Raw genomic sequence first — 21,527 nt, 5'->3', positions numbered from 1 at the left:
TCAGCGATTGTAGCGCTGCCTCCGCGATGCTTCACTCCTTCGCGTCGGGCGCCTGATCGGCGGCGGGTTCCGCTGCTGCCGGTCGATTCCGCACGCTGCCCGCGATCAGGTCGAAGCGGAACAGCCGGCATTCGAGCGCGCCGTTGAAGAGCGGTGTTTTTGTCGATTCACGCAGTCGCAGCAATCCCGGCAGTTTTCGATCCGATGTCAGCACGTACGCGCGCCAACCCGGAAAGCGTTGTTTCATCGCGTTGCCGAACGAGATGAAAAACTCCTGGTCGGCGGGATCGGGTTGCGCGCGGATGAATGCGTCCTCGTCCTCGTCGTGACCGCGGTTCTTCGGTTCGCGAAGCTCGCCGCGCGGGCCACGTCCGCGCACTTCGATCCGCTCGCCGTATGGAGGATTCGCGACGAGGATCCCGGGGGTGTCGGACGGCGGTGTCATATGGCGAGCGTCGATCTGTTTCAGCGACAGCTCCGGCAAACCCGCGCGTTCGAGATTCGAGTACGCCTTGTCGAGCATGTCGCCGGAAATGTCGCTGCCGTAGATCTGGATGTCCGCACGTGATGACTGCGCGGCGCGTTTGGCATCGACGGCTGCGCCTTTTAGCTTTTGCCACGCGTTTACATCGTATTGCTTCAGCTTTTCGAAGCCGAAACGACGCTCGACGCCCGGCGCAATGTTCAACGCGACCTGCGCGGCTTCGGCGAGGAAGGTGCCGCTGCCGCACATCGGGTCGTAAAGCGGCGTGCCGGGCGTCCAGCCTGTCAGGCGCAGAATTCCTGCCGCGAGGTTTTCACGCAAAGGCGCTGCGCCCTTATCGAGCCGCCAGCCGCGTTTGAAGAGCGGATCGCCGGAGGTATCGAGGTAAAGCGTGCATTCGTTCAGCGTGAGGAACGCGAAGACGCGGACGTCGGGTTGCGCGGTATCGACGCTTGGCCGGTTACCCGTCAACTCGCGCAAGCGGTCGCACACGGCGTCTTTCACGCGCAAGGTCGCGAACTCGAGACTGCGTAGCGGGGATTTGATGGCGGTGATGTCGACACGAATGGTTTCGTTCGGCGAGAACCATTTTTCCCATTGCTGCTGATACGCGAGTTCGTAGATGTCGTGTTCGCTGCGATACGGGCCTTGAGCGAGTTTCAGCAACACGCGGCTTGCGATGCGCGAATGGAGGTTGGCAGCCATGCCGGCGGCCCACGAGCCGCGGAAATGCACGCCACCGGGGACTTCCTTGCCGATGCGGAACTGCGAGCCATCTACGTGCTTTGCCCCGATTTCGCCGAGTTCGGCCGCAAGCGGGGCCTCGAGACCGCGCGGGCAGGGGACAAACCAGTCGAAAAGGAAAGTAGTGGCCATGGGGCGGTGCTTATTTGGGAATCGAAGGGGGATATTGTACGCGGGGGGAGGGAAGTGGACGGGCTATACGCAGCCAGGTACGACGGATCAACAAAAACGCCGGTGTCTCTCGCGAGCACACCGGCGTTCCGTTTTACCCGACAGCGAGTGTCACTCCACCGCCTTCACCATATCCTCAATCACCTTCTTGGCATCGCCGAAAACCATCATCGTCTTGTCCATGTAGAACAACTCGTTATCCAGTCCGGCATACCCCGCCGCCATCGACCGTTTGTTCACGATAATCGTCTTCGCCCGATAAGCCTCCAGAATCGGCATACCTGCAATCACCGATTTCGGATCGGTCTTCGCCGCCGGATTCACCACGTCATTCGCCCCGAGCACGAGCACCACGTCCGTCTGCTGGAACTCGCCATTGATGTCTTCCATCTCGTGGACCAGTTCATAGTCCACTTCGGCTTCAGCCAGCAACACGTTCATATGCCCCGGCATACGACCTGCCACCGGGTGAATCGCGTACTTCACGTCGATGCCTTTCTCGATCAGCTTGTCGGTGAGTTCCTTCAGCGCATGCTGAGCGCGCGCCACGGCCAGCCCATATCCCGGCACGATCACCACCGTTTCGGCATTGCCGAGCATGAACGCGGCGTCATCGGCGGAACCGGATTTCACCGGACGTTGCTCTTGCGCACCGCCCGTTGCTGCCGCACCGCCTTCGTTACCAAACCCGCCCAGCAGCACGTTGAAGAACGAGCGGTTCATCGCGCGGCACATGATGTACGACAGAATCGCACCCGACGAGCCCACCAGCGACCCGGCGATAATCAGCATCGGATTATTCAGCGAGAAGCCGATACCCGCCGCCGCCCAGCCCGAATACGAATTCAGCATGGACACGACCACCGGCATATCCGCACCGCCGATCGGGATGATGATCAGCACGCCGAGTGCGAACGCAATCAGCGTCATGATCACGAACGGCAACCACGATTGCGTCAGCATGAAGATGATGCCAAACCCGAGCATCGCGAGTGCGAGCAGCAGGTTGATCATGTGCTGCCCGGCATACACGACCGGCGCGCCCTTGAACAAGCGGAACTGGTACTTGCCGGACAACTTCCCGAACGCGATCACCGACCCGGAGAACGTGATTGCACCCACAAACGTACCGATAAACAACTCCACGCGATTACCCACGGGAATCGGTTCACCCAACGCAGCAAGACCAAACGCTGAGGGTTCCGAAACAACGGCGTACGCAATACACACCGCGGCCAGACCGATTAGCGAGTGCATCGCCGCGACCAGTTCGGGCATCTTCGTCATCTCGACTTTCGCCGCGACATACGCGCCAACCGCGCCGCCGACCACGAGCGCCCCGAACAGCAGGCCAAGCCCGAGCGACAGATCCGATCCCAGCGCCGAAGCCTGCTTCACGATCAACGCGATAGTCGTGAGAATCGCGATCGCCATGCCGGCCATGCCGAACGTATTGCCGATACGCGCCGTCTTCGGATTCGACAGCCCTTTGAGCGCCTGGATGAAACACACCGAGGCGATGAGATACAGGAGAGTGACAACGCTCATGCTCATTGCGCGGCCCCCTTCGAAGCGCCGGTAATCTGCTTCGGCGCTTTCTTCTTGAACATCTCGAGCATTCGCCGCGTCACCAGGAACCCGCCGAACACGTTGACGGCTGCCAATAAAACCGCGAGCGTGCCGAAGAACTTGCCGGCATCGCCAATTGTCAGGCCGGCCGCAAGCATCGCGCCGACAATCACGATTGCCGAAATCGCGTTCGTCACCGCCATCAAAGGTGTGTGCAATGCAGGCGTGACGTTCCAAACCACGTGATAGCCGACATAGATCGCCAGCACGAAGATGATCAGATTGATGACCGTGTGATTTACCAGTTCCATGTCAGTCTCCTTTGATCCCGCGCGTGACCTGGCCGTCGCGGCACAGGAGCGTCGCGGCGACGATATCGTCGGCCATATCGATGTTCAGCGTCCCTTCCTTCGTCACAATCAGCTTGATGAAATCAAGCAGGTTGCGTGCGTAGAGGGCGGAGGCATCGGCGGCGACCAGCGAGGCGAGATTGGTGTAGCCGACCAGATGCACACCATGTTTCGTCACGACCTGATCGACTTCCGTAAGCGGACAATTGCCACCCCGACGGCCTTCGTATTCGGCGCCGCGTCCCGCCGCCAGGTCCACGATCACCGAGCCCGGCTTCATCTGCTGGACGGTTTCCGCCGCAATCAAGGTAGGCGCGGGGCGGCCGGGAATCAACGCGGTCGCAATGACGATATCGGCCTGTTTCGCACGTTCGGCCACCAGCACGGATTGCCGCGCAAGCCAGCTGGCAGGCATGGGACGGGCATAACCCCCCACACCGACCGCGGCTTCGCGTTCTTCATCGGTTTCGTAGGCCACTTCCAGAAACTTCGCGCCCAGCGATTCGATTTGTTCCTTCACGGCCGGACGGACATCGGAGGCTTCGATCACCGCGCCCAGCCGCTTGGCCGTGGCGATAGCCTGCAAGCCCGCCACGCCCGCGCCGAGCACGAGCACGCGCGCCGCTTTCACGGTGCCGGCGGCGGTCATCAGCATTGGCATGAAACGCTGATAGATGTTGGCGGCAACCAGCACGGCCTTGTACCCGGCGATATTCGCCTGCGACGACAGCACGTCCAGGCTCTGTGCTCGCGTGGTACGCGGCGCGGCTTCCAGGGCGAACGCGGTAATCCCGGAGGTAGCCAGGCGCGCGTTGTTCTCGGCGTTGAAGGGATCGAGCATGCCGGCAATCACCGCGCCGGACTTCAGCAGCGGCAACTCGGCTTCGTTGGGCGAATGAACCTTGAGGACGAGATCAGCAGCAAACGCGGTGTTCGCATCGACTAGTTCAGCGCCGGCAGCGGCGTAGGCGTCGTCGATATAACTCGCAGGCACACCCGCGCCGCGCTGCACCGTGACCCGGTGACCTTGCGACACGAGCTTCTTGACCGTCTCCGGCGTGGCGGCGACTCGCGCCTCGTTCGCCCGCGTTTCGGCAGGCACTCCGATATGCATCTTCAATCCTCCTCACGTTCTAGTTTTTGATTTGGCCGTGTGCAGTCGCTCGCGTGTTTGCAGCAACGATCCTGTGCACGTGATTAAGCGGTTATTTAAGCTGTTATTTGCGACTGATCGTCACTGTAACCGAAACTTTCGCGAAAAATGACGCCATCGGACAACAACCTGCCCGAACCCCGCGGGCGACGTAAAAACGCGCAAAACGGTAAAATACCGTCCCATGAAACCAGAACGATGGACACCGCGCGTGACGGTCGCGGCAATTGTGGAGCGGGACGGGCGCTTTCTCGTGATCGAGGAGCACACGTCGGACGGGCTCAAGATTAATCAGCCGGCCGGGCATCTGGAAGCAGGAGAAACACTTGTCGACGCCGTGAAGCGCGAGACGCTCGAGGAAACGGCGCACCGTTTTGAGCCTGAGGCGCTTGTCGGCACGTATCTCACGCACTTCGAACGGCCGGGAAGATCGGTCACGTATTTGCGGTTTACGTTCTGCGGCACGACGTCGGGCGAGGTGCCGGGCCGCGCGCTGGACTCGGGCATCGTGCGGGCCATGTGGCTCACCGCCGACGAATTGCGCGCCTGCGCTGACCGGCACAGGTCGCCGGCCGTGCTGGAATGTCTCGATCACTACCTCGCCGGGCGGCGCGTGCCGCTCGACTTCATTCATACGCATTCGGTAGCGCCGGTGCAGGTCCAGGATTCGAATTCAGCTTCAGGTACCTGATTCAGGCAAGTAACGCAGAGAGCAAAATGAGCAAGGCCGGAAAACAGAAAGTCGTGGTAGGCATGTCGGGCGGCGTGGATTCGTCGGTGACCGCATGGCTGCTCAAGGAGCAGGGCTACGACGTGATCGGCCTGTTCATGAAGAACTGGGAAGATGACGACGACAGCGAATACTGCTCGACGCGGCAGGACTGGATCGACGTGGTGTCGGTGGCGGATCTGATCGGCATCGACGTGGAAGCGGTCAACTTCGCGGCAGAATACAAGGATCGCGTGTTCGCCGAATTCCTGCGGGAATATTCGGCCGGCCGCACGCCGAACCCGGACGTGCTGTGCAACGCCGAGATCAAGTTCAAGGCCTTCCTCGACCACGCAATGTCGCTGGGCGGCGAGACCATCGCGACGGGGCATTACGCCCGTGTGCGCGAGCGCGACGGGTTGTTCGAACTGCTGAAGGCTACAGATTCGACCAAGGATCAGTCTTACTTTTTGCATCGGCTGAATCAGGCGCAATTGTCGAAGACGCTGTTTCCTCTTGGCGAGATGCCGAAGACGAAGGTCCGCGAAATCGCGGCGCAGATCGGCTTGCCGAATGCGGCGAAGAAGGATTCCACGGGCATTTGTTTTATTGGCGAACGGCCGTTTCGCGAGTTCCTGAACCGCTATCTGCCGACGCAACCCGGTCCGATGAAAACGCCCGATGGCAAGGTGATCGGCGAGCATGTCGGGCTGGCGTTTTATACGTTCGGTCAGCGGAAGGGCATCGGGCTTGGCGGCAGCAAGGACGGTAGCGGCGACCCGTGGTTCGTCGCGGGGAAGGACATGGCGTCCAATACGCTTTACGTGGTGCAAGGGCATGACCACCCGTGGCTGCTGTCGCACTCGCTCGTGGCCGGCAATACCAGCTGGGTCGCGGGCGCCGCGCCGGTCGAAGGCACGGTTTGCGCGGCCAAGACGCGGTACCGGCAGTCGGATGCACCCTGTGTGATGGGTGCGTCGGGTCCGGTGGACGGTCGCTTCGAACTCCGTTTCGACGACGCCCAATGGGCCGTCACACCCGGACAATCGGCCGTGCTTTATCAGGGCGATGTTTGTCTGGGCGGCGGGATCATTGAATCGGCGGCAACTGCACAGCCTATGCGGCGTGACGCGGGAGTCGCACTGCTCTCCGCACGATAGGCGTTTCCTTAGTACATTGCGCTGGTTGGAAGCGGGCTGCGGCCCGCTTTTTTGTTGCGGTGAATTCGCCGGAAAACGCGCACAAATCAGTAATTCACAAAAAATCGGTACATACCCGGTGGGGCTTGAGACGCTCTGAGCAGTCCAGAGGGAAAAAATTGACCCGGTGCTTTGAAGGTTTGTCGCGGGAATTCATGTTGAAGGTTCTCATGTTGAATCATGTTGAAAGTTCGTAGCGAAAGTTCTTGACTGCCTATCTTCTAGTAGATAAATTAACGCCATGGATGTTGCTGCATGAGTTTAGTGCCATGAGTCTCGCTGCATGACCTGGCAAGAGAAGTCGATTCGATAGCAACGCTGCGGCAACCAGGCGGCATCAGCACAACAATACTGTGGAAGTAGCGAGCCAGAACCAAAATGAATATTGACAAAGCCCCCGACAAAAATACTGTGCGCGAGCAATTGCTCGATCACGCCCAGGTTTTGCTGATGACTCGCGGCTACAACGGGTTCAGTTATCGGGATCTGTCGGCGCTGGTGGGTGTGAAGACATCGAGTATTCATTATTACTTCCCGTCGAAGGAAGATCTGGTGCTCGAAGCGGTGAATACGTACAGCGCGGATGTGATGTCGTCTATTTACGCCATCGATAGCTCCGCCTCCGCCGAGAAAAAGCTGGACCGGTATGTAAAGCTGTTTGGAAAAATCGTGGGCGAGGGCGATCAGGTTTGTCTTTGCGGAATGCTCGCAGCAGATATTGAATCGCTTCCCGAAGATGTTCGCCATGCGGTCCAGGCTTTCTTCAAAGCTAACGAAACCTGGCTGGCAAAGGTGCTGGCCGAAGGTGAGAAGCAAGAAACCCTGAGAGTGAACGGAAAGCCGGAAGTGACGGCTCGCGCATTGTTCGCGGCGTATCAGGGAAGTTTGCTGGCCTGCCGTTTGTTTCACACGAAGGTACGTCTGGACGAAGTGACGCAGACTGTGAAACGTTAATTCACGATGTGGGTGAAAACGCTTTACGAATGAATTGAAAGGGCATGTTTGCGGTCGTCCACTCGCATCGTTGAGATAATTGTCGAGAATGATTAAGCGTGTACCAGAATTAGCATTTATCGGTAACTTACTCGATTTATCTATCTTCAGATAGGTAGATTTTGATTGCCGATTTTATGCGTAGGCCCTTTATTTTGACGTTATTTTTACCGTCATCAAAAAGGCATCGACGGGGAGCGTCGAGGACGCGATCCGGTGTGCAAATGAAAGATCAGCATCGGCGCTTTTGCGATTTAGCCAACCAGGCAGGCTCGCGGCGAATTGCGACTGATGCAGTTAATGGGTCAGGTACTCGTGTGAGTTGGGCGTGTGCTGGATCGCATTGATGTTGTCGTCGTTTCTGTCGTGAGCACGGAAACTAACGAAGAGGTCAGTTTTTCCTGAGTTTACTTCATCGCTTTGTCTATCTATGAGTAGATAAATTATAGCCTTGGATGAGTTTTTTAGGTGAGTCTTTTTTAGCGCACTGCGTTTTCACCGGGCCTTAGCCGTCTTACCCCAACCGCAGTAACCCGGTTTTCACACTGGGCCCTAACCCGCCGTCTTTTCACTAACAGGAGTGAACCATGTACAAGCTCAAGTCCCTCGCCATCGCCTCCGCTGTCGCTGCTTTGCTCGGAGCGAGCGTTGTTGCCCAAGCTGCGCCGGTGCTCGAACCTGCGACGCAGCAGTTTATCGATGCACTCACAGCGCAAAAAGGCCCGCCGATCTACACCCTGGCCCCCGCCGACGCCCGCAACGTCCTTGCGGGCGCACAGTCGCAGCCGGTGTCGAAAGAGCCAGCGCAGATTGAAGACCGAGTGATCGAGGCTGGGCCGACGGGCAAGATCGCGATCCGTATCGTGCGTCCGGCTCACGCAAAGGGCGTCCTGCCCGTGATCATGTATTTCCACGGTGGCGGATGGGTACTGGGTGATAAGAATACGCACGATCGCCTGATCCGCGAGATCGCGAACGGTGCGCAGGCCGCAGTGGTCTTCGTGGATTACGATCGCTCGCCCGAGACAAAATTCCCGGTGCCGACGGAAGAAGCCTACGCCGCCACGCGTTACGTGGCCGAGCACGCGAAACAATTCAACGTCGATGCCACGCGCATGGCTGTGGCGGGCGACAGTGTCGGCGGCAACATGGCGGCGGCGGTCACCTTGATGGCGAAGGAACAGGGCGGCCCGGCGCTGCGGTACCAAGTGCTGTTCTACCCGGTCACCGATGCGAATTTCGACGATCGCTCGTACAACGAATTCGCCGATGGTCCGTGGCTCACCAAAAATGCGATGAAGTGGTTCTGGGACGCTTACGCGCCGAACGCGGCTGATCGGGAAAAAATCACGGTGTCGCCGCTGCGTGCATCGCTTGATCAGTTGGCGGGATTGCCGCCGGCGCTCGTCATCACCGACGAAAACGACGTGCTGCGTGACGAAGGCGAAGCGTACGCGCGCAAGCTGTCACAGGCTGGCGTTCGGGTGACGGCGGTGCGCTACGCCGGCACGATCCACGACTTCGTGATGCTGAACGCGCTGGCCAACACACCCGCTACACGCGTTGCAATTGATCAGGCGAATACCGTACTGAAGAAGGCGCTGGCGAAGTAAGCAGGCGATCCACCAGCATGAAAAAGCCCCACGCGCCGGTTAGGCGCGTGGGGCTTTTCAAGTCATTCTCAGGCTTCAAGCTGGCAATGTGTCGATGAAAGACTGGCGCTGCGACAAACGCTGAAAGTGTTTGTCCAGATTGGGAAACTCCTCGCGCCAGTTCACTTGAGGCATCCGGTAATCGAGATAACCGAGCGCGCAGCCGCAGGCGATATCCGCCAGCGTGAAGTGATTGGCCGAACACCAGTTCTTGGCGGCGAGGCCTTTGGACATGGCCTTCAGGCCGTCGTCAATCTTGCGCTGTTGGCGCGCTACCCACGCGTCGTTGCGCTGCCCTTCCTCGCGCTGGGTGCCTTCCAGGCGAATCAGGACGGCGGCGTCGAGCATGCCGTCGGCGAGTGCTTCCCAGCATCGCACTTCCGTGCGCTCGCGGCGTTCCTGCGGCAGTAGTTTGCCGACCGGGGTAAGCGTGTCGACATATTCACAAATCACGCGCGAATCGAAAACCGCTTCGCCATCGTCCAGGATCAGGCACGGCACTTTGCCGAGCGGATTGTAACTATGGATTTTCGAATCGGATGCCCAGACGTTTTCGAGCACTAGTTCGCAGTCGATTTTTTTTTCTGCCATCACAATCCGCGTCTTGCGGACGTACGGACTGTTGAGCGAACCGATCAGTTTCATCATCTGTGTTGTCGTTTCTGCAAAAAGTAGTCACGGAGATGGATATTAACCGCCCGGACGCACGCCGACTGTAAATTCAGGATGGCGGCGTTGTGGTCGGGCGACAGAAAAACCCGGGCTCCTTTCGGTGCAACCGGGTTGCAGTCTGGTGGCACCGGGTCGTACCCGTGACAGGTACTTCGGCCTACCTACCGCATCCTCTTGAGAATGCTCTTGAGGTATGACGCCCAACCGTATCAGCTGCGTTCATTGTGCCGGCGACGCCGCGTTCGCGGACATGGCGGCAGCAGGACAGGGAAGCACAGCCGGCACACTTGCCGTGACTTTTCCTGCCTTGCTCGCCGAAGCTGCGACCGGTAGCGGCACCGAACTCACGGTCCGAACCCCGGAGGAAATCTCGCTGGCGAGTTGATCGACAGCTCGCCGATGCCCCGCCACCAGCGCGTCATACCCGGCATCGACAGGTTGTTCGGCCACCGTCCGGCAGGTCAGGACCGCCTGGTTATTCACACCGCGCACGCTCCACACCGCGTCGATCAGCGCGCGCCGGCCGGGCGACGATTCGAAGCGCTGCACATTCACCTTCACGCGATACACCGGTACGCCCTCGGGATGCGGCGTGCCGTAGACGTCGATCGCGCCCAGCCGCTGCGACAAGTCCGCCGACAACGCGCGCCGGACTTCGTCGGCGGGAAGGGATGCCCAGCGCTCGTCCTCGAGCACGCGGACTTGCGCCGAGCCATCCTGCACGACCAGCTGGTTCTTCGCGACTTGCGGCGGCATGTCCACCGAGGACACTTCCAGATAGAACGAAGCAGGCGCGGCCGTTCTCGTCGCGGCGTCGCTACCGCTCAGCGTATAAAAGCGGCTCGTCGGCGAACTGCTGCACGCGGCGAGTGCGGCGACCAGACTTATCGCCGACACTGCGCCGACGGCCCTCAATACTCTGGCCAAGCTCATGGCTTATCTCCTGGTTTCCCGCGCACAAGCGACTCCGGATGACGTTCCAGATAATCGGCCAGCGCGTTGAGCGATTGCAGCGTCCGCGTGAGTTCCTGCAACGCCTGATGAACATCCGTCTGCAGCGGCGAGTCCTGCTGCAGCGTGTTTTGCGCCTCGCCGAAGGTCTTCTGCGCGGCGACGAGCGTGTTGCGCGCTTCGGGCGCAACCTGCGTATCGAGTTGCTTGAAGAGGCTGTTCGCGTTCTTCAGCGCGCTGTTCAGGTTATTGCCGATGTCGTCGAAGGGAATCTTGTCCAGCTTCTTCGCGATATCCGCCACCTGCAGTTGCAGTTCGTCGAGCGTATTGGGGACGGTTGGCAACTCGAGCGGATCGGCGCTGGCGTTCACGGTGGCCTTGGGCGCTTTCGGGAACACATCGAGCGCGACATAAAGCTGGCCGGTCAGCAGGTTGCCGGTACGCAACTGTCCACGCAAACCGTTCGAAACCAGGTTCTGGAGCAGTTCCTGTCCAGCTACCGTGTTCTGGCGCGGCACGGAATCCCGGAAGCGCTTGCCCAACCGGTCCGGATAGATATTCATGGTCACCGGCATCTGGAAGCTGCGCGATTTCGGGTCGTATTCGATCCCGATGCCCGTCACGCTGCCGAGCAGGATGCCGCGGAAATCGATGGGTGCGCCCACCGACAAGCCGCGTAGCGACTGGTTGAAATTCATGACCACGCGGATTGGCTGGCCGTCCGGATCGCGCATGGCGTCCTGTTCATCCGAACCCAGGCGGAAGGTCATGTTGTCCGGCGCCTGCTGTCCGGGTTCCTGGTTGGGGGGTGTCTGGAACGCGATACCTCCCAGCACGACGGTCGCAAGCGACTGCGTGTTCAGCTTGAACCCGCTTGCATCCAGCCGCAGGTCGACGCCGCTTGCGTGCCACCAGCGCGAATTCGTGCCGACATACTGATCGTATGGCGCATTGACGAACACTTGCATGGTGACGCCGGTCCCGTCCTTGTCGAGCGAAAAGCCGACCACTTGCCCGACCTGCACACGCCGGTAGTAGATAGGCGAACCAATATCGATAGAACCCAGCGACTCGCCGCGCAAGGTGAACTGCCGTCCTTTTTGATCGCCAGTCACGGCGGGCGGCGTTTCGAGCCCGACAAAATGGGTCTCGTCCTCTTTGGATTTCCCCGCATCCACGCCTATATATGCGCCGGAGAGCAACGTGCCGAGCCCGGTCACGCCGCTCGCGGCCACGCGCGGACGCACGACCCAGAAGCGTGTGTCCTTTACCGCGAAGTCCTCGGCGACCTTGGTCAACTGGACGTTCACAAGCACCCGCGAGTGGTCTTTCGATAGCGTGATGTCCTTGACCGTGCCGACATCGACGTCCTTGTATTTCAGCTTGGTCTTGCCGGTTTCCAGGCCTTCGGCGCTTGCGAAGCTGATGGTGATAGTCGGTCCGCGTCCCGACACCGATTTCACCACCAGCGCAATGCCGATCAGCGCGGCGATCAGCGGAATCACCCAGACGAGCGAGGGTATCCAGCGGCTGCGCGGCTCGATCACGGGATCCGGGAGATTGGGCGGCAAGCCGCCGCCACCGCCTGCATTTCGCGACGGCTCGTTCGGGCCCTTGACGGTGTTGTTCGCAGGACCTTGCGGGCTAGTCATGTTTCTTTCCTGAAGGTTCGATGTGATCCCACATCAGTCGCGGGTCGAATTGCATGGAGGCCAGCATGGTGAGCACCACCACGCAGCCGAACGCGAGCGCGCCCGGCCCTGGCGTGATGACGGCGAGTGAACCGAAGCGTACGAGCGCCACGGTAAGCGTCACGACAAAGACATCGAGCATTGACCATCGGCCAATTTTTTCGACGATCCGGTACAACGTCGTGCGCTGGCGGGGACGCCACTTGGAACCCGATTGCGTGGCCCAGGTGAGAAACGCCAGCGTGCCGAGCTTGAGCATCGGCACGAGAATACTGGCGATAAAAATGATCGCGGAGAGCGGATAGTCACCATCGTTCCAGAACATCGCCACGCCGCTCATGATCGTGTCGTCTTCTGAACCGACGATCGACGACGTATGCAGCACCGGATATAAATTTGCCGGAATGTACAGGATCGCGGCGGACAACAGCAACGCCCAGGTGCGCGCGACCGAGTCCGGATTGCGCCTATGCAACGGCGAGCCGCAGCGCACGCAAAGCTGGCGCTCAACCGTGAACACGCGCTTTTGCACACGATTGCACGCGTGGCAGGCGATCAGACCCGCTTCCTTGGCCGTGGTGTATATCGGCTCGGGCGATTCGGGTGCGCCGGGAGTGCCGGCAGTATCGGGATCGGGCTGATGGGTCATGGTTTCGTTGGTGGAGCGGCTGTGTCGGGCGGCGTCCCATGCTGCGGCGCGAACGGACGCATCAAGTCGGATGGGGGGCTGGAACGCGGATCGGCTGGACGAGCCGATACCGGGCCGGGCCGGAGGCCGCCGAAAGGCGTGTACCGCAACGGTCCGTGACCTCCCACTCGCTCGGCGATTTCCCACAGAGCGCGCGGGTCGAAGGTGAGAATGACCGCAAACAGCAAGGTCAGTGCGCCGAACGCGAATAGCGCTGCTTCGGGAATCACGCGGGCGATACTCACCATTTTCACCAGCGTGACGAGTATGCCGAGCATGAACACTTCGATCATTCCCCACGGCCGAACAAACTGGATCGCGCGCAGCACCTGACTGAAGCCGGCCGGAATGAAACCCACGCGCAAGGGCACGAGCAAATACAGCATGGCAACCAGTTCGGTGAGCGGAAAGAGAATGGTCGCGCAGAAAACCATGGTTGCGATCACTTCCATGTTCTCGCCCCACAACGCGACGATTGCACCAATCAGGGTCGTTTGCGACGTGATGCCGTTTGTTTCAAGCTCGACAATAGGAAACGCCTGCGCGATCAGAAACGTGATCAGCGCGGCTAGCGTGATGGAGCAAAGCTTGTCCAGATTCGACGACACGCTCTGATAGAGCGTGGCGCCGCAGCGCATGCATTTCGCGGAACTGCGGGAAGGCAGCGCGCGCTTATGAAACAGCGTGTCACATTCGTGGCATGCGATCAGATCGTCTTCTTCCATGGGCGAAATACTGGGCTCGTACTGGCGCGTTGTTTTAGTGTCTTGAAACTTTTGGACCTGGGCGGCTGCCTACAAGAGCAAGGGCCGGGCCTGCGGGCATGGTAACAAACGGCGAGGCTGTCGCGCGGAAGGCGTCCTGGGCTCGCCCACTATAGTTTGGCCGGTAACCGGTCCTCTCCGCTCCCTGACTGCGGCCTTAAGGGGCGCGGGTCGGTTTGTAATCGACTTGTAATTCAGTCTGTGACCGGTTTTGCCCGCGCGGAACGCTTCGTTCGCGTCGCTCGCTTACAGTGTCAGCAAGCCACCGATACCAGATTTGTAACGCGGTCGCCGACGGATCGGCAACTATTTCTTTAGCAAAAAGCCGTCTTTTACTTGTTCGGGTAGGATGGCGGCCTTGAGACCCTGTCGCCGGGGTTGTTGCGGTAAATCCGCGATAACCCGCTTCGGGTCAAGTCATCAATTCCGCACTCTTTTCTGGTGGACCACGTATGGAACGCAGCCCGAATTTCGCCAGCTCCGAGCGCTACAGCCGGACCGCGATCGGCCTTCACTGGCTGATCGCGCTGCTGATTGTATGCGGCTTCTATCTTGGCTGGATCATGACCGACATTCCCGGTTTCACGCCAACCAAGCTCAAATATTTCTCATGGCACAAATGGATCGGCGTAACGGTTTTCGCGCTCGCCGTCGTGCGCGTGCTCTGGCGCGCCACACATAAGGCGCCGTCCATGCCGCGGCGCATTCCGGCGTGGCAGAAAGGGGTCGCACATCTCACGCACTTTCTGCTCTACGCGCTGATGCTGGTGATTCCGGCCTCCGGATATCTCTACAGCTCGGCGGCCGGTATTCAGGTCGTGTATCTCGGACTGGTGCCGCTGCCGACGATCATCGGACCGGATAACGTGCTGAAAGGCACGCTCAAGATGGTCCATATCTACCTGAATTACACGCTGCTCGTGCTCGTGATCATGCATGTCCTGGCGGCGCTGAAGCATCAATTCGTCGACCGTGACGGTTTGCTCGCACGTATGCTTCCGTTCCTTCGATAAGCACGGCCTGTGTTCGCATTCGGCGGAAATAAGACGTAATTGATTCCTTGTTGTTGATAGCCAGTTTCCTGCGCGCGGGTTGCGCCGGATTGCGTTTGACTCTTCAATAGCGGCTCAGCCGATTTTCCGGATGGCCTTAGGACATACATGAAACACGCGAAATTCTCCCGTTGGTTGCTTGCAGGCGTTTCCGCCGCATCGCTGGTCGCGGCGGTTTCCGCCTTTGGTCAAGCCCAGGTCGACACGGCCAAGAGCACGGTCACGGCGACATCGAAGCAAATGAACGTGCCGGTTGAAGGCAAGTTCAAGAAGTTCACCGCGCAACTCGACTTCGATCCGGCCAAGCCGGCTGCCGGCAGCGCGAGCATCAGTATCGATACCAGCAGCTACGATCTCGGCGATGACAGCTACAACAAGCAGGCGACCGACAAGGACTGGTTCGATACGGCGCACTTCCCGACCGCCACGTTCACGTCGACCGCCATTGCGCCGGCCGGCGGCACGAAGTTCAACGTCAGCGGCAAGCTGACCATCAAGGGCAAGTCGCAGAACGTCACCGTGCCGGTTACGGTCACGAGCCAAGGCGCGACGCAAACCTTTGACGGCTCGCTGCCTATCAAACGCACGCAGTTCGATGTCGGCTCGGGTGAATGGAAAGACACCTCGGTCGTGGCCGACGAAGTTGTCATCAAGTTCCACCTCGTGGCAGCCAAGAAATAAGCCATAGAAACGAGCGTTCATCGCTTTCAACATTCATCCAGGAAAACTCATGAAAAAGAACCTTCTGATTGCAGCTGCAGGCGCGCTTTTCGCGGCCGTTTCGTTTAACGCCATGGCTGAAGAAGTCACGTATCAGCTCGACCCGAGCCACACGTCCCCGAGCTTCGAGGCCGATCACTTCGGCGGCATCTCGGTCTGGCGCGGCAAGTTCACGAAGAGCAGCGGCACGGTGACGCTCGATCGCGCGGCCAAGAAGGGCACGCTGGATGCGACTATCGACATGACGTCGATCGATATTGGCAACGACAAGCTGAACGGTGAACTGAAGAGCGCGCAATTCTTCGACGCCGACAAGTTCCCGACAGCGACCTACAAGGGAACGTCGATGAAGTTCAAGGGCGATGTGCCGGTGGAAGTGATTGGCGAGCTGACGCTGCATGGCGTGACGAAGCCGCTGAACCTGAAGATCGAATCGTTCAAGTGCTTCACGCACCCGATGCTGAAGAAGGAAGTGTGCGGCACGGAATCGACGGCAACGTTTGACCGCGGCGACTTCGGCGTGGACTACGGCAAGGCATACGGTTTCAAGATGAAGACGACGCTGCATATTCAAGCTGAAGGCGTAAAGCAATAAGCCGGACGTTCTTTCCCGCTGGATAAGAAAACCGCTTCCATCGAAGCGGTTTTTTTTCGCCCCCGGTATTGCGAGCATTTCGATCCGGATTTCGGTGTGGCACAGTCGGCAGCGTTTGCACGTTTGCACGTTTGCCGACAGGCAGTCACACCGACAATAACGGAACCACCTTTGCATGGGACGGGAGTAAGTGCTCTGCACTAACTCTGGTCGACACTGGAGAAATGCATGAGCAGTACGCCAGCAGCAGTACCTATTAGCCGCCCGGCCGCGTGGCGGGCGGTGGTGGCCGCGTCCATAGGCAACGCGCTCGAATGGTTCGACCTCGTGGTCTATGGGTTCTTCGCGGTCGTTATCTCGAAGCTGTTTTTCCCTTCGGGCAATGACTCCGTGTCCATCCTGCTGACACTCGGTACGTTCGGCGTATCGTTTTTCATGCGGCCGCTCGGGGCTATCGTGCTTGGCGCGTATGCCGACCGAGCAGGGCGCAAGGCCGCGCTCACGCTGTCCATCCTGTTGATGATGATGGGTACGTTCATCATTGCCGTGTTGCCCACTTACTCGTCAATCGGAGTTGCCGCGCCATTGATCCTGGTTCTCGCGCGCCTGATGCAGGGCTTTTCGGCTGGCGGCGAGTTCGGCAGCGCAACGGCGTTTCTGGCTGAACATGTTCCCGGCCGGCGCGGCTTCTTCGCGAGCTGGCAGGTTGCGAGCCAGGGGTTGACCACGCTCCTGGCGGCCATCTTCGGCGTGGTACTGACCGGCAACCTCTCGCCCGAACAGATGAGTTCGTGGGGCTGGCGTGTGCCGTTCTTCTTCGGCTTGCTGATTGGGCCGGTGGCGTACTACATCCGCACGCGCCTTGACGAAACGCCGGAATTTCTCGCCGCCGTTCCCACCACCACCCCTCTGCGCGACACCTTCGCGTCGAACAAGGAGCGCCTGCTGATTGCCATTGGAACGGTGGTGCTGGGCACGGTGGCGACCTACCTCGTGCTCTTCATGCCCACGTATGCAATCCGGCAGTTGGGGCTCGCGCCGTCGGTGGCGTTCTCCGCCATCCTGCTCACGGGGGCGATCCAGATGGTCCTCTCGCCATTTGTAGGTCATCTGTCCGATACCCACGGCCGAACCCGGATCATGGTGATCTCGGCGGTTCTGTTGCTCGTGTTGATCTATCCGCTGTTCACGTGGCTGGTTGGCCGTCCTACCTTTGGTACGCTGCTGGTCGTTCAAGCTGTGCTCGGCGTGTTGATGACCGGGTATTTCGCGGCGTTGCCGGGGTTGTTATCGGAGATGTTTCCGGTTGCCACGCGCACGACCGGGATGTCGCTCGCTTATAACATTGCGGTGACGGTGTTCGGTGGATTTGGGCCGTTCATCATCACGTGGCTGATTACGTCGACGGGATCGAAGGCCGCGCCCAGCTTCTATTTGATCTTTGCCGCGGTAGTGAGCCTGGTCGCTCTGATGGCAGCACGCAAGCGGCTGGGATTCAAGTAGCGCTTGTGCGCAACGGGCTTGTTCGCCCGCTGCAGCCTCGAGGTTTTACGAGTGCTGCTTTTGCTGCGCCAGCATATAAGCGCGAAGAAGTTTGTTGATCCGTGTCTGGTAACCCTGGCCTTGTTCCTTGAACCAGGCCAGGACGTCAGCGTCGAGGCGCATGGTCACGGCTTGCTTGGGCGGAGAGTGCAGTTCAGCGCGTTGGAAGAAGTCGTCTCCCAGTTCCGGCATCTCGCTGGTGTCGATACTGGAATCCGGCATGGCTTCCAGGCGTTTCCAATCTGTCTTCGTGACCTTGCTCATGATGTGTGCTCCTCTCCCTGTTGCCGCCAAGCGGCAGTAAAACGGTTCAATGTACGAGCGCATGTCCGTAGCGCTTGATTTCGGGACGGGTTGCTTTGCGCGCCGAAATGATCCGGATGGTGTCTCCGCGACGCTCGACGTACACGACCACGGCTACGATCAACTGCATCCATCCGACTGCAATCCAGCGATCCTCTCCGAAGTCTTCCCGGCCGTCCGCCGCGGTCAGGATCGTATGCTTGAAAATTTCGATTGCGTCTGTAAAGTCGATGCCGTGTTTGCGGATGTTGCTTCGGTTCTTTACTTCATCCCATTCGAATTGCATGCGACCACCTGTATTGACGATTGTACATACAATGTACGGGGTTGGGATTATTTTCCGGCGCGCGCTGTGCGAGCACATCGACACCGACCACGAAATGTTGCAATTGCCGCCTCAAAAGCAAAAAGGCCGATTCGCGAGAATCGGCCTTTGCTACTTTCAGATCTTGAACCTCACACCTTGAAGCCCGCGATCAGACCTCTGCGCCTGCGTTGGGATCGGTGGGATCGTATTTCGGTTTCTTCTCCTTCACCAGGTCTTCGCGCTTCACGCCCAGCCACATGGCAAGCGCGGCCGCGACGAACACCGACGAGTAGATACCGAACAAGATACCGACCGTCAGCGCCAGTGCGAAGTAATGCAGCGTTGCCCCGCCGAACAGGAACATGGACAGCACCATCATTTCCGTACAGCCGTGGGTAATGATCGTTCGCGACATCGTGCTGGTGATGGCGTGGTTGATGACCTCGATCACCGTCATCTTGCGTTGCTTGCGGAAGGTTTCACGAATCCGGTCGAAGATAACGACCGACTCATTCACCGAATACCCTAGCACCGCGAGAATGGCCGCCAGTACGGAGAGTGAAAACTCCCACTGGAAGAACGCGAAGAAGCCAAGAATGATCACGACGTCGTGCAAGTTGGCGATCACGCCGGCCACCGCGTATTTCCACTCGAAGCGGAACGACAGGTAGATCACGATACCGATCACCACGCATGCCAGCGCGAGCAAGCCGTTGGTCACAAGCTCTTTACCGACCTGTGGGCCGACAAACTCCACGCGCTGCAACTGCACCTGCGCATCCTGATTCTTCAACGCCGTCATCACCTGGTCGCTCTGCTGCGCCGAGGTCAAACCTTGCTTCAACGGCAGGCGAATCAGTACATCACGTGACGTGCCGAAGTTCTGCACCTGGGCATCGGGATAACCGAGCGTGCTCAACGTGCCACGTACCGGTTCAAGCGGCACGGCTTGCGGATATTGCACTTCCACCACCGTCCCGCCGGTGAACTCCACGGACAGATGCAGCCCACGATGCACGAGGAAAAACACAGCTGCGAGGAACGTGATGAGCGAGATTGCGTTGAAGATCAACGCGCGCTGCATCAGCGGTAAGTCGCGGTGAATACGAAAGAATTCCATGATTTATTCTCCGGGACTCAGTTGGACGAGCCGGGTTTTTTCGGTTCAATACCCGGACCCGAGCGACGGCGCACAACCGGCTTGCCGGTACGAACGGGAGGCGCGGCCTGCTTTTGCGAACGGGCCGGAACCGGTGCTTTGGGGCGTGCAGCCGGGAGGACCTGATCGACGGCGGAGTCGTCGCCGCCACGTTCGTTCGCCAGGTAAGCGGCGGTGGCCGCAGCCGTGTCGCTGCCGGCCGGACGCCAGACTTGACCGATAGCAAGCGATTGCAGTTTCTTTTTGCCGCCGTACCAGAGGTTCACGAGGCCGCGCGAGAAGAACACAGCGGAGAACATGGACGTCAGGATGCCGATACAGTGCACGACCGCGAAGCCACGCACCGGACCGGAACCGAACGCCAACAGCGCCAGGCCTGCGATAAGCGTGGTCACGTTCGAGTCGACAATCGTGGCCCATGCATGCGCGAAGCCGTTCTGGATAGCGAGCTGCGGCGGCGCGCCGTGACGCAGTTCCTCACGGATGCGTTCGTTGATCAGCACGTTGGCGTCAATGGCCATACCGAGCGCCAGTGCAATAGCTGCAATACCCGGCAGCGTCAGCGTGGCCTGCAGCATCGACAGGATTGCGATCAGCAGCAACAGGTTCACCGACAGCGACAACATGGAGATCAGGCCGAACAGCATGTAGTACGCGATCATGAAGACGGCGATCGCGGCGAAACCGTACTGCACGGAATCGAAACCCTTCTTGATGTTGTCGGCGCCAAGGCTCGGGCCGATCGTGCGTTCTTCGATGATATCCATGGGCGCCGCGAGCGAACCTGCGCGCAGCAGCAGCGCCAGGTCGGCGGCTGCTTGCGGCGAGGGCTGGCCGGTGATCTGGAAGCGGTCGCCGAGTTCGGACTGGATGGTCGCGACCGTCAGCACTTCGCCCTTGCCTTTCTCGAACAGGATCATGGCCATGGGCTTGCCGATGTTGTCGCGCGACACGCTGCTCACCGCACGGCCACCGGCTGCGTCCAGGCGGATGTTCACCGACGGACGCTGATGTTCGTCGAAGCCCGCCGATGCGTCGATGATCCGGTCACCCGTGAAGATCACCTGCTTTCTCACGAGCGTCGGGCCGTTATTACCCTGTGTGAAGAGTTCGTCGCCAGGAGGAACCGGGTCGTTCGGGCCGGGGTGCGTGTTGACCGGGTCGGCGAGGCGCGCTTCCAGCGTTGCCGTGCGGCCGATGATGTCCTTCGCCTTGGCGGTGTCCTGCACACCGGGCAATTCGACCACGATGCGGTCGGAGCCTTGCTGCTGGATCACAGGTTCCGCTACACCGAGTTCGTTCACCCGGTTATGCAGCGTAACGATGTTTTGTTTGAGCGCGCTGTCTTCCGCCAGCTTTTGAGCCGCCGGCGTGAACGTGCCGACGACCTGGTAACCGTCGCCGCCCTGACGCGTCGCCCATTGCAATTCGCTCAGGCTGCTCGTCAGCATGGTGCGCGCGGCATCGGCTGCTGCCTGGTCGGCGAAGTTGACCACGACTGACTGGTTCACGCGATTCACACCGCCATCGCGGATGTTTTTATCGCGTAAAAGCGCACGGGCATCGGCAGCGTTCGAGTCGAGCTTCTTGTTCAGCGCACCCGCCATGTCCACTTGCAACAGGAAGTGCACGCCGCCGCGCAAGTCGAGGCCGAGGTACATGGGCAGCGCGTGCAACGCGGACAGCCAGCGCGGAGAGGCTGCCTGCAGATTCAGCGCGACGATATATTGCGGATCGGTCGGGTCGCTGTTGAGCGACTTCTGCAACAGGTCCTTCACGCGCAATTGGGTGTCAGTGTCTTTCAGGCGTACACGAATGTTGGCGTTCAGCGACGAATTGTCGAACGTCACTTCATCCGGCGTCACCTTGTCGGCGGCCAGCGCGTTTTCGATGTTGGCAAGCGTAGTTGAATCCAGCTTGACCGTTGCCTTGCCGCTCGATACCTGCACCGCCGGCGCTTCGCCGAAAAAATTGGGCAGTGTATAGACGAGGCCGATGACTAGCGCCACCAGCATCACGGCATATTTCCAAAGTGGGTAGCGATTCATGGGGATGGCCG

At 59.6% G+C, this 21,527-nt stretch carries 21 protein-coding genes; 8 read left to right on the top strand and 13 right to left on the bottom strand.

Features of this window, described 5'->3' with window-relative positions:
- Positions 1-31: 31 nt before the first annotated feature.
- The 4 genes from ABH944_RS00830 to ABH944_RS00815 form a co-directional block, all read right to left on the bottom strand.
- Positions 32-1,360, bottom strand: a complete 1,329-nt coding sequence (locus ABH944_RS00830) for a THUMP domain-containing class I SAM-dependent RNA methyltransferase (protein WP_404603966.1) — start codon at positions 1,358-1,360, stop codon at positions 32-34.
- Positions 1,361-1,510: 150 nt separating this feature from the next.
- Positions 1,511-2,953 (bottom strand): NAD(P)(+) transhydrogenase (Re/Si-specific) subunit beta, encoded by a 1,443-nt coding sequence (locus ABH944_RS00825; protein WP_097260909.1) that lies wholly within the window; start codon positions 2,951-2,953, stop codon positions 1,511-1,513.
- Positions 2,950-3,279: an NAD(P) transhydrogenase subunit alpha part 2 gene (locus ABH944_RS00820; RefSeq protein WP_404603965.1), complete on the bottom strand. Its 330-nt coding sequence runs from the start codon at positions 3,277-3,279 to the stop codon at positions 2,950-2,952. Before ABH944_RS00820 ends, ABH944_RS00825 begins: the two co-directional genes overlap by 4 nt.
- 1 nt (position 3,280) lies before the next feature.
- Positions 3,281-4,432: a Re/Si-specific NAD(P)(+) transhydrogenase subunit alpha gene (locus ABH944_RS00815; RefSeq protein ID WP_404603964.1), complete on the bottom strand. Its 1,152-nt coding sequence runs from the start codon at positions 4,430-4,432 to the stop codon at positions 3,281-3,283.
- Between the two features lie 223 nt (positions 4,433-4,655).
- On the opposite strand from ABH944_RS00815, the gene ABH944_RS00810 reads away from it, so the two are divergent.
- The 4 genes from ABH944_RS00810 (at position 4,656) to ABH944_RS00795 (ending at position 8,985) form a co-directional block, all read left to right on the top strand.
- Entirely contained in the window at positions 4,656-5,162 is a 507-nt protein-coding gene (locus ABH944_RS00810; RefSeq protein ID WP_404603963.1) for an NUDIX hydrolase, read from the top strand.
- Positions 5,163-5,188: 26 nt separating this feature from the next.
- Complete coding sequence (gene mnmA / locus ABH944_RS00805) at positions 5,189-6,340, top strand: tRNA 2-thiouridine(34) synthase MnmA (protein WP_404603962.1); 1,152 nt, start codon at positions 5,189-5,191, stop codon at positions 6,338-6,340.
- A 417-nt stretch (positions 6,341-6,757) separates the two neighbouring features.
- The gene (locus tag ABH944_RS00800; protein WP_097260916.1) at positions 6,758-7,333 is read left to right on the top strand and encodes a TetR/AcrR family transcriptional regulator; all 576 of its coding nucleotides are present in this window, start codon (positions 6,758-6,760) and stop codon (positions 7,331-7,333) included.
- Between the two features lie 626 nt (positions 7,334-7,959).
- Positions 7,960-8,985, top strand: coding sequence for an alpha/beta hydrolase (locus tag ABH944_RS00795; protein WP_404603961.1), 1,026 nt, complete (start codon positions 7,960-7,962; stop codon positions 8,983-8,985).
- A 75-nt stretch (positions 8,986-9,060) separates the two neighbouring features.
- Here ABH944_RS00795 and ABH944_RS00790 read toward each other — a convergent pair whose 3' ends face one another.
- The 5 genes from ABH944_RS00790 to ABH944_RS00770 form a co-directional block, all read right to left on the bottom strand.
- On the bottom strand, positions 9,061-9,672 hold the full coding sequence (locus ABH944_RS00790) for a glutathione S-transferase C-terminal domain-containing protein (RefSeq protein WP_404603960.1): 612 nt from the start codon (positions 9,670-9,672) through the stop codon (positions 9,061-9,063).
- Between the two features lie 243 nt (positions 9,673-9,915).
- The gene (locus ABH944_RS00785; protein WP_404603959.1) at positions 9,916-10,629 is read right to left on the bottom strand and encodes a PqiC family protein; all 714 of its coding nucleotides are present in this window, start codon (positions 10,627-10,629) and stop codon (positions 9,916-9,918) included.
- A complete protein-coding gene (locus ABH944_RS00780) occupies positions 10,626-12,299 on the bottom strand; it encodes a PqiB family protein (RefSeq protein ID WP_404603958.1) in 1,674 nt (557 codons plus the stop codon). The genes ABH944_RS00785 and ABH944_RS00780 overlap by 4 nt, the downstream gene beginning before the upstream one ends.
- Positions 12,292-12,987: a paraquat-inducible protein A gene (locus ABH944_RS00775; RefSeq protein WP_404603957.1), complete on the bottom strand. Its 696-nt coding sequence runs from the start codon at positions 12,985-12,987 to the stop codon at positions 12,292-12,294. The genes ABH944_RS00780 and ABH944_RS00775 overlap by 8 nt, the downstream gene beginning before the upstream one ends.
- Positions 12,984-13,751 (bottom strand): paraquat-inducible protein A, encoded by a 768-nt coding sequence (locus ABH944_RS00770; protein WP_404603956.1) that lies wholly within the window; start codon positions 13,749-13,751, stop codon positions 12,984-12,986. Before ABH944_RS00770 ends, ABH944_RS00775 begins: the two co-directional genes overlap by 4 nt.
- A gap of 491 nt (positions 13,752-14,242) precedes the next feature.
- Here ABH944_RS00770 and ABH944_RS00765 point away from each other — a divergent pair, with 491 nt between their 5' ends.
- The 4 genes from ABH944_RS00765 (at position 14,243) to ABH944_RS00750 (ending at position 17,660) form a co-directional block, all read left to right on the top strand.
- Positions 14,243-14,803, top strand: a complete 561-nt coding sequence (locus ABH944_RS00765) for a cytochrome b (protein ID WP_404603955.1) — start codon at positions 14,243-14,245, stop codon at positions 14,801-14,803.
- Positions 14,804-14,950: 147 nt separating this feature from the next.
- On the top strand, positions 14,951-15,523 hold the full coding sequence (locus tag ABH944_RS00760; protein WP_404603954.1) for a YceI family protein: 573 nt from the start codon (positions 14,951-14,953) through the stop codon (positions 15,521-15,523).
- Positions 15,524-15,572: 49 nt separating this feature from the next.
- A complete protein-coding gene (locus tag ABH944_RS00755; protein ID WP_404603953.1) occupies positions 15,573-16,157 on the top strand; it encodes a YceI family protein in 585 nt (194 codons plus the stop codon).
- A gap of 228 nt (positions 16,158-16,385) precedes the next feature.
- A complete protein-coding gene (locus ABH944_RS00750) occupies positions 16,386-17,660 on the top strand; it encodes an MFS transporter (protein WP_404603952.1) in 1,275 nt (424 codons plus the stop codon).
- A 45-nt stretch (positions 17,661-17,705) separates the two neighbouring features.
- Here the strand turns inward: ABH944_RS00750 and ABH944_RS00745 are convergent, their stop codons facing one another.
- The 4 genes from ABH944_RS00745 to secD all read right to left on the bottom strand — a co-directional run bounded on the left by ABH944_RS00745 (position 17,706) and on the right by secD (position 21,516).
- Positions 17,706-17,963 (bottom strand): BrnA antitoxin family protein, encoded by a 258-nt coding sequence (locus ABH944_RS00745; RefSeq protein ID WP_404603951.1) that lies wholly within the window; start codon positions 17,961-17,963, stop codon positions 17,706-17,708.
- Positions 17,964-18,009: 46 nt separating this feature from the next.
- A complete protein-coding gene (locus tag ABH944_RS00740) occupies positions 18,010-18,288 on the bottom strand; it encodes a BrnT family toxin (protein WP_404603950.1) in 279 nt (92 codons plus the stop codon).
- Positions 18,289-18,478: 190 nt separating this feature from the next.
- Positions 18,479-19,429: a protein translocase subunit SecF gene (secF, locus tag ABH944_RS00735; protein ID WP_404603949.1), complete on the bottom strand. Its 951-nt coding sequence runs from the start codon at positions 19,427-19,429 to the stop codon at positions 18,479-18,481.
- Positions 19,430-19,446: 17 nt separating this feature from the next.
- Positions 19,447-21,516, bottom strand: a complete 2,070-nt coding sequence (gene secD / locus ABH944_RS00730) for a protein translocase subunit SecD (RefSeq protein ID WP_404603948.1) — start codon at positions 21,514-21,516, stop codon at positions 19,447-19,449.
- Positions 21,517-21,527 lie beyond the last annotated feature (11 nt).

The sequence above is a fragment of the Caballeronia udeis genome, from assembly GCF_044909315.1.
In the GTDB taxonomy this organism is placed as follows: domain Bacteria; phylum Pseudomonadota; class Gammaproteobacteria; order Burkholderiales; family Burkholderiaceae; genus Caballeronia; species Caballeronia udeis_A.
Note: the sequence above shows the minus strand (reverse complement) of the source record. Positions and strands in the feature narration are given on the sequence as shown.